Annotated in this window: 3 protein-coding genes and 1 pseudogene; 1 reads left to right on the top strand and 3 read right to left on the bottom strand. The window is 77.6% G+C overall.

From position 1 onward, the window contains the following. Positions 1–407: pseudogene (locus tag FGF04_RS39980) on the bottom strand (hypothetical protein); the annotation flags it as partial. A 484-nt stretch (positions 408–891) separates the two neighbouring features. Between FGF04_RS39980 and FGF04_RS10090 the strand changes: the two are divergent. Next, a complete protein-coding gene (locus FGF04_RS10090; RefSeq protein ID WP_149510924.1) occupies positions 892–2,097 on the top strand; it encodes a cysteine desulfurase-like protein in 1,206 nt (401 codons plus the stop codon). Here the strand turns inward: FGF04_RS10090 and FGF04_RS10085 are convergent. Both FGF04_RS10085 and FGF04_RS10080 read right to left on the bottom strand, forming a co-directional pair. Next, entirely contained in the window at positions 2,034–4,013 is a 1,980-nt protein-coding gene (locus tag FGF04_RS10085) for a hypothetical protein (protein WP_235882267.1), read from the bottom strand. The genes FGF04_RS10090 and FGF04_RS10085 overlap by 64 nt on opposite strands. Next, a partial coding sequence (locus FGF04_RS10080) for a DUF5682 family protein (RefSeq protein ID WP_188114025.1) occupies positions 4,010–6,832 on the bottom strand: 2,823 nt, incomplete at its 5' end. The genes FGF04_RS10080 and FGF04_RS10085, both read right to left, overlap by 4 nt.

Below are 6,832 nucleotides of genomic sequence, written 5' to 3'. Positions count from 1 at the left end.
GGCGAGGGCTGCCCGGGCTCCGGCAGGGGGAGGACGATGCTCGCCGGGACGGACACCGCGCCGGGAGGCGGGGCGTGCCACTCGCCGGGCGTGACGCGGCCCGCGCGGGGCGGCGGCTGACTGCAGGCCGTGGCACAGGTGTCGTCGACGCCGTGGTGGACGCGGTGGTGGACGCCGGGGGCAGCGGTGTGGGCCACGTGGTGCGCGGCGGCCGCTGCCGCTGCCGGAGCCGGGGCACCGGCCGCGGAACCGGCGGTGGCGCCGGCCGGGACGCCCTGCAGCCCGAGTACGCCGAGGAGGGTGAACAACGCCGCCAGCACCATGCCGGTGACGGGCGCCCTCTTCCGGCTCGGGCCGCCGACGGCACCGGGGGAGGCGAGGGAGGCGGCAGGGGTCGGTCGGGCCATGCGCTGCCGCCTCCTCCGCCTCATGGTCGCCGGGCCGTGGTGGCCGTCGGACCCGCCCAGGGGTGTGCCGGGTCGGGGCCCGCCGGGACGGGCCCTCAGGGCAACGTCCGGGGGACGCCGAAGGTTCGCGCGGATACGCCGGGGCCGGTGGGTGCACCCCGGAGGACGGCGGCGAACTCGCCGACCGTCGGCGTGGGGCGGCCGTGGCCGGCCTGCATCGGCCCGGGCGGCTTGTGTCGGCCTGGGCGGGGCGAGCCGGAAGCCAATACCAGCGGGGGGCTGGCTGCGACCGCCGCGGCGGCCCCGACGGGGAGCGTGGCTCCGGCCGTTGCACCGCTGCCGACGTGGAGCACCGCTCCGGTCCGGCCCCGTGGCGTCTGCGACGCACCCCGGCCCCCTTGTGGCCTGCGGCTTCAGCGATCACGATGCAGGGGCTGCCGCGATTGTCCCGGCACGGCACGCAACGGCACTAACAGGAGTTCTCGTGACGTACGACATCGGCGCCCTGCGCGCCCGGTTCCCGGCGCTGGACGCCGGTATCGCCCACTTCGACGGCCCCGGCGGTACGCAGACGCCGCAGCCCGTGATCCGCGCGATCGCCGACGCGCTGACCCGGCCCCTGTCCATCCGGGGCCGGCTCACGCCGGGGGAGCGCAACGCCGAGGCCATCGTCACCGGAGCCCGCCGGGCGATGGCCGACCTCCTGGGAGCGCAGCCGGCCGGGATCGTGTTCGGCCGCAGCGCCACCCAGCTCACCTACGATTTCGCCCACACCCTCGCCAAGACCTGGACGCCGGGCGACGAGGTCGTCGTCACCCGGCTCGACCACGACGCCAACATCCGCCCCTGGGTCCAGGCCGCCGCCCGGGCCGGCGCCACCGTGCGCTGGGCCGACTTCGACCCCGCCACCGGGGAGCTGACCGCCGACGACGTCCGCGCCGTCCTGTCCCCGCGCACCCGGCTGGTGGCCGTCACCGCCGCCTCCAACCTGATCGGAACCCTGCCCCCGATCGCCGAGATCTCCGCCCTCGCGCACGACGCGGGCGCGCTCGCCTACGTCGACGGTGTGCACTACGCCGCCCACGCGCCGGTGGACCTGGAGCGGCTCGGCGCGGACTTCTTCGTCTGCTCCCCGTACAAGTTCTTCGGCCCGCACCACGGAGTCCTCGCGGCCCGCCCCGAGCTGCTCGAAACGCTGTGGCCCGACAAGCTCCTGCCCTCCACCGACGCGGTCCCGGAACGCTTCGAACTGGGCACGCTGCCGTACGAGTTCCTCGCCGGTACGGAGGCGGCGGTCGACTTCCTCGCCGGTCTGGACCCGGACGCCGAAGGCACGCGACGGCAGCGCCTCGGCGCGGCGTTCACGGCGCTCGAAGCGCATGAGCACAGCCTGCGGKCGCAGCTCGACAAGGGCCTGTCCGCGCTGCCCGGCGTCCGGATCCACTCCAGGGCGGCCCACCGCACCCCCACCCTGTTGCTCACCTTCGAGGGCCGTCCGGCCGCGGAGGCGTACCCCTTCCTCGCGGAACGCGGCGTGCACGCGCCGGCCGGCTCCTTCTACGCGATCGAGGCCTCCCGCCGGATCGGCCTCGGCGACACCGGTGGCCTGCGCGTCGGCCTCGCCCCCTACAACGACGAGGAGGACATCGAACGGCTGCTGACGGGACTGGCCGAGTTCCTGGAGGCCTGAGCAGCGACCGGCGCCGCCGGGGACACACCTGCCTGCCCGCCCCACGCCTCCACGCCCCACGCCGCCGCGCACAGCGCCCGGTCCACCTCCTCCGCGTAGTGGGCCGCCGCGAGCCACGCGCGGGCGAAACGGCCGGCGTCGGCGGCGACGAGGCGGCCGAAGACGTCGCGCGAGCGGTCCGCCGCAGCCGCGTGCAGGTCGTCGAGGAGGTCCCCGGCGCAGGCGAGCCCGTAACGGCGCAGGCGCCGGGCGTCGGCCGCGCTGTCGCCGGGGAGGGCGAGGACGCGCCGGCCCGCGCCGGCCGCCTGGTGGACACGCCGCCGCAGCAGGTGCAGCGGCGCCTCGTCCACGGCCGCCGGGGGACCGGACGGCGCCGGCGCGGGAGCGGGCAGGTCCGCGTGCTGGAGGCGGTCGAGTCCCAGGTCGACGTGGGCCCCGGGATCGAGCGGATGGCCCGCCGCGAGCAGCAGCGCCCGGGGGACCGGGGCCGGGTCGAGCCGGGCGACGACCCGCAGCCGGGTGCCCGGCGCGGCGGCCAGCAGACGGAAGTTGTCGCGGTGCGGCAGCGCGGGGTGGTCGTGGGCCGCGACGAGCCGCAGCGGCAGACCGCCGCAGTCGGCCAGCAGGCAGTCGCCCGCCGCCTCGCGGACCGTGCCGGTGAGGGTGACGTCCAGGAACAGGAGTCCGTCCCCGCCGCTCCCTGCGCTCCCGCCGTCCCCGCCCGTCAGGGCCCGGGCCACCTGTTCGGCGACGGGCCGGGTCCACAGGCGGTCCAGCGGCGCCTCGTTCCAGGCGGCGCCTGACGCGCGCACGGCCCGCACCCTCGCTCCCGCACCCAGCCGGCCCGTCGGGGAGACGGTCGCGCCGGACACGGCGAGCCCGGCCCGGGACAGCTCGCGGTGGGTGAGCGCCGTGTCCCCGACGCGTACGGCCCGGTCGGCCGCGCCCACCGCCCGGCCGGCGCCGCCCGGGGCGACGTCCGGGACCGTGTAGAGGCGGCCGTCCGCGTCGGCGGTCCAGGTGACCGCCCCCGCGTACCCCGTCGCCGTGAGGACGGACTCGGAGAAGAGCCCGTACAGCCGCAGGGACCCGTCCGGCACGTACGGCTGCCGTGCGGTGCCGCGCAGCGCGGCGAGCTCGGGCCCGGTGGCGGCGAGCAGGCGGTGTGCCGTCCCCAGGACCTCGCGCAGGGCGGCGGTGAGGTCCGTGAGGCGGTACGCCGGATCGGTGCCGCGTGCCGCGCGCAGCTGGGTCACCACGGAGACCGCCGCGGCGGCGATCCTGGGCAGCCCGCTGATCCGCGCGGTGTGCGCGGCGCGCAGCAACTCCGCCTGCAGCACGGCACCGGACCCGTCCGTCCCGGCTTCGAGCACGGCGGCCGCGGCGTCGTACGCGGCGCGCGCGGCGGCGAGTTGCCCGGGCGTGGCGGTGTCGGGTTCCGGCGGGGCGGAACCTTGACCGACTGAGCCGGAGCCAGCTCCGAGACCGGGAAGGGGCTCGGACCGGGGCAGGGGGCCGGATGCGGCGTCCGTGTCCGCGGTGTCCGTGTCCGCGGTGTCCGGACCCGCATCCGCATCTGTGCCGGTGCCGGTGCCGGTGCCCGTCTCCGCGCCGCTGCCGGTGTCCACGTCGGCGATCGGGGCGGCCGAGGCCGCCGCCGCGCGATGCAGGCAGGCCGGTGCCAGCAGGCAACCGCAGCGGATCGCGTCCGCGCTGGTCACCGCGCCGCCGGGGGCGTGCAGTTCGAGGGTGGTGTCGTCGTCGACGGCGATCCGTACGGTGTCGCCGTCGCGGACGCGCGGACGGTCCGCGAGCTTGCCGATGCCGGCGTCCAGCCGCTTGCGGAGCCGGGGGGTGAGCCCCGCCACGAGTTCGGCGGTGACGGACGGCGCGACCGGAGGCAGGTCGAGGCTCATGAGACTTTCTCCCCTACCCAGCGGGCGAGTTCGAGCGGACTGAGGGCGGCGACGGGCATGCCCGCGGCGACGAGCTGCCCGGCGACACCGGTCGAGTACCGAGGGCGGCCGGTGTCGTCCAGGCTCGCGCAGCCGAGCACGTGGCAGCCCGCCCCGACGAGGGCGCGGACCTCGGCGAGCAGGCCGCCCACGGGGTAGCCCTCCTCGAAGTCGCTGACGACCACCACGAGGGTGCGGGACGGCACGGTGACGAGTTCGCGGGCGTGGCGCAGCCCCGCGGCGATGTGCGTGCCGCCGCCCACACTGACCTCAAGCAGCAGCGACAACGGGTCCTCGACGTGATCGCTGAGGTCGATGACCTCCGTGGAGAAGGCCAGGAAGTGCGTGGACAGGGTCGGGACCCCGGCGAGGACCGAGGCCGTCAGGGCGGCCCAGACCGTGGAGGCCTCCATGGAGCCCGACACGTCGGTGACCAGGATCAGCCGCCAGTCCGCGGCGCGTTTGGCGCGGGCGCGGAAGACGGGGTGCTCCGGGATCACCTGGACGGTGCCGTCCGGACCGCGGCGCGCGGTCGCCAGGTTGGCGCGCAGGGTGCGGTGCAGGTCGAGCCCGCCGCCGGGGCGCCGGCTCGGGCGCGGCAGGGCCGTGCCGTGCAGCGCGGGACGCAGGCGGGTGGCCAGCTCCCGGGTCAGCGCCTCGACCAGGCGGCGGACCAGCGGACGCAGGGCGGCGATCCGTGCCTCGGGCAGTCCTCCCGCGTGCCGGAGCACCGTGCGCAGCAGGTCGACGGAGGGCCGCACGCTGTCCGGGTCCAGCTCGGCGAGCACGTCCTTGCGGCCCGCCGACGCGGCCGCCGCCAGCACCTCTTCCCGGATGCCGGGCCCGAACAGGGCGGCCAGGTCCTCGGACCACTCGCGCACTCCGGGGTAGGAGGCTTCACGGCCGCCCCCGCCGCGTGGGCCCCGCCCGGCCAGGTCGCCCCTGCTGCCCTCGCCGCGGCCACTGCCGTACAGCTCGTCCAGCGCGGTCGCCAGCGCCGCGGCCCGGCCCGGCAGCCGGTCCGTACGGCGGCCGAGGACGAGCCGCCAGCGGTCGGCGGGCGCGAGGACACGCTCCTCGGCGACGTCCTGCCCGGAGGTGTGCGCGGCCGCAGCCTCGCGTCCGTGCCCGGGAGCCGGAGCCGGAGCCGGAGCCGGAGCAGGTCCGGCCGGCCGCGGCGGAGGCAGCAGCCCCAGCGTGCGCAGGGCGGCGCGGGCCGCGAGGTCGGCGCCGGTCCAGGTGGCGAGCGCGCCGGGGTCGACGCCGCCGGTGTCGCTCAGGTGCGTGGCGGCGAGGCGTTCCTCGACTGTGTCGAGGAGCCGGTCGCGGGCCGCCGGACTGAGGGCGTCGAAACCGCCCCGGAGCGCGGGCAGCCGTTCGAGCAGGTGCCGGTCGGGCATCTCGGACACCCGGGTGAGCAGCGGCTCCAGGGCGGGGGCCGCCGCCTCAAGGAGCGGGCCCGCGGCGGTCAGCACCCCGGCGAGACGATCGGTGAGGGCGGACCTGGCCTCGGGGGTGACGGCCCCGTCCACCCACGACGCGATGCGGTCGCCCAGCGCGCGGGCGTCCTCGTGCCCGAGGAGCACGCGTACGGCTCCGGCGGCGCCGCGCATCAGCGGGGAGCCGTCGGCGGCCAGCCGGGCGAGGGCGCCGGCGAGCCGTATGCCGCCCGAGTGGTCCGCGCGGTCGGCGAGTTCGACCAGGGCACGCGCGTCGTCCCGGTCCTCGGAGCCCGTCAGCCCGTCCACCTGCCGCACCGCCGCGGCGGTCAGCAGCTCGGCCACGGAGGCCACCGTGGAAACACGCCCCTTGCCTCTGTCGGCGTCTGCGCAGGCGTCCCAGTCCGTGTCGAGGCCGGGTACGTGGCCCGCCCGCAGCCGGTCCAGCAGGGCCAGACCGGTGAGCAGTTCGGGCAGGGTGGCGCAGTGCGGCAGCACCTTGCGGACGTCGGCGAGGCGGTCGTCGGTGAGGGCCGGCAGACCGCACTCGGCCGCCTGCCGCAGACCGTGCAGGGTCTGCGCGGCCGTGGACCCGCCCTCGTCCCGCTCCACGCGCCGGCGTTCGCGCAGCAGGCCCTCGGCGGCCTGCGCCGGGGTGACGCCCCGGACACCGGCCGCGGTCAGCATCGCCGCCGTGGCGGGCGTCCAGCGCACCTCCCAGCGCGAGGTCAGCGCCTCGGTGCCGCCGGCGCCGACGACGTCCTTGGCCTCCCCGTACGGCACCCCGCACACGGTCAGCCGCTGCAGCAGCAGTTCACGGCGCCGGTCCAGGTCGGAGCGCAGCGGATCCAGCCGCAGGTCCCGGGCGGCGGAGCCGGAGCCGTCGGGTCCGGGGAGCCGCAGCTCCGCCAGCTCGGCCTCCACCGCCGGGGCGAGCCCGCTGCGCGGCGCGCCGGGTGCCGGGCGGCCGCCGCGCGTCCCCACGAGCACCCGCTCCATCGCCCGGGCGACGGCCCGCCCACGCCCGTACGGCTCGCCCTGCGCGAGGACGGTCTGCACCGCCTCCACCAGCTCGCCCCGCCCGGCCGCGGGCAGTCCGCGCAGCCTGGCGAGGTCCCCCGCGAGCCGGCTGATCTCCCGGGCGTCGGGGGGACCCGAGGGGTGGCCCTGGGCGCGCAGTTCGGCGCAGATCCGCACCGCCGCCCGGGTCAGGGCCTCCTCCAGGGCCACCGGATCGCCCGCCGCGCGCAGGACCAGGTGCTGCCACTCCGGGTCCCGGATGCCCGCTGGATAACCCGAGCGCTCGTCGAGGAGCGCGTAGGTGTACGGGATGAGGGAGGT

The sequence above is a fragment of the Streptomyces apricus genome, assembly GCF_008369065.1.
Taxonomy (GTDB): Bacteria; Actinomycetota; Actinomycetes; order Streptomycetales; family Streptomycetaceae; genus Streptomyces; species Streptomyces apricus.
The sequence above is the reverse complement of the archived record's forward strand: the minus strand, read 5'-3'. Positions and strand labels throughout refer to the sequence as shown.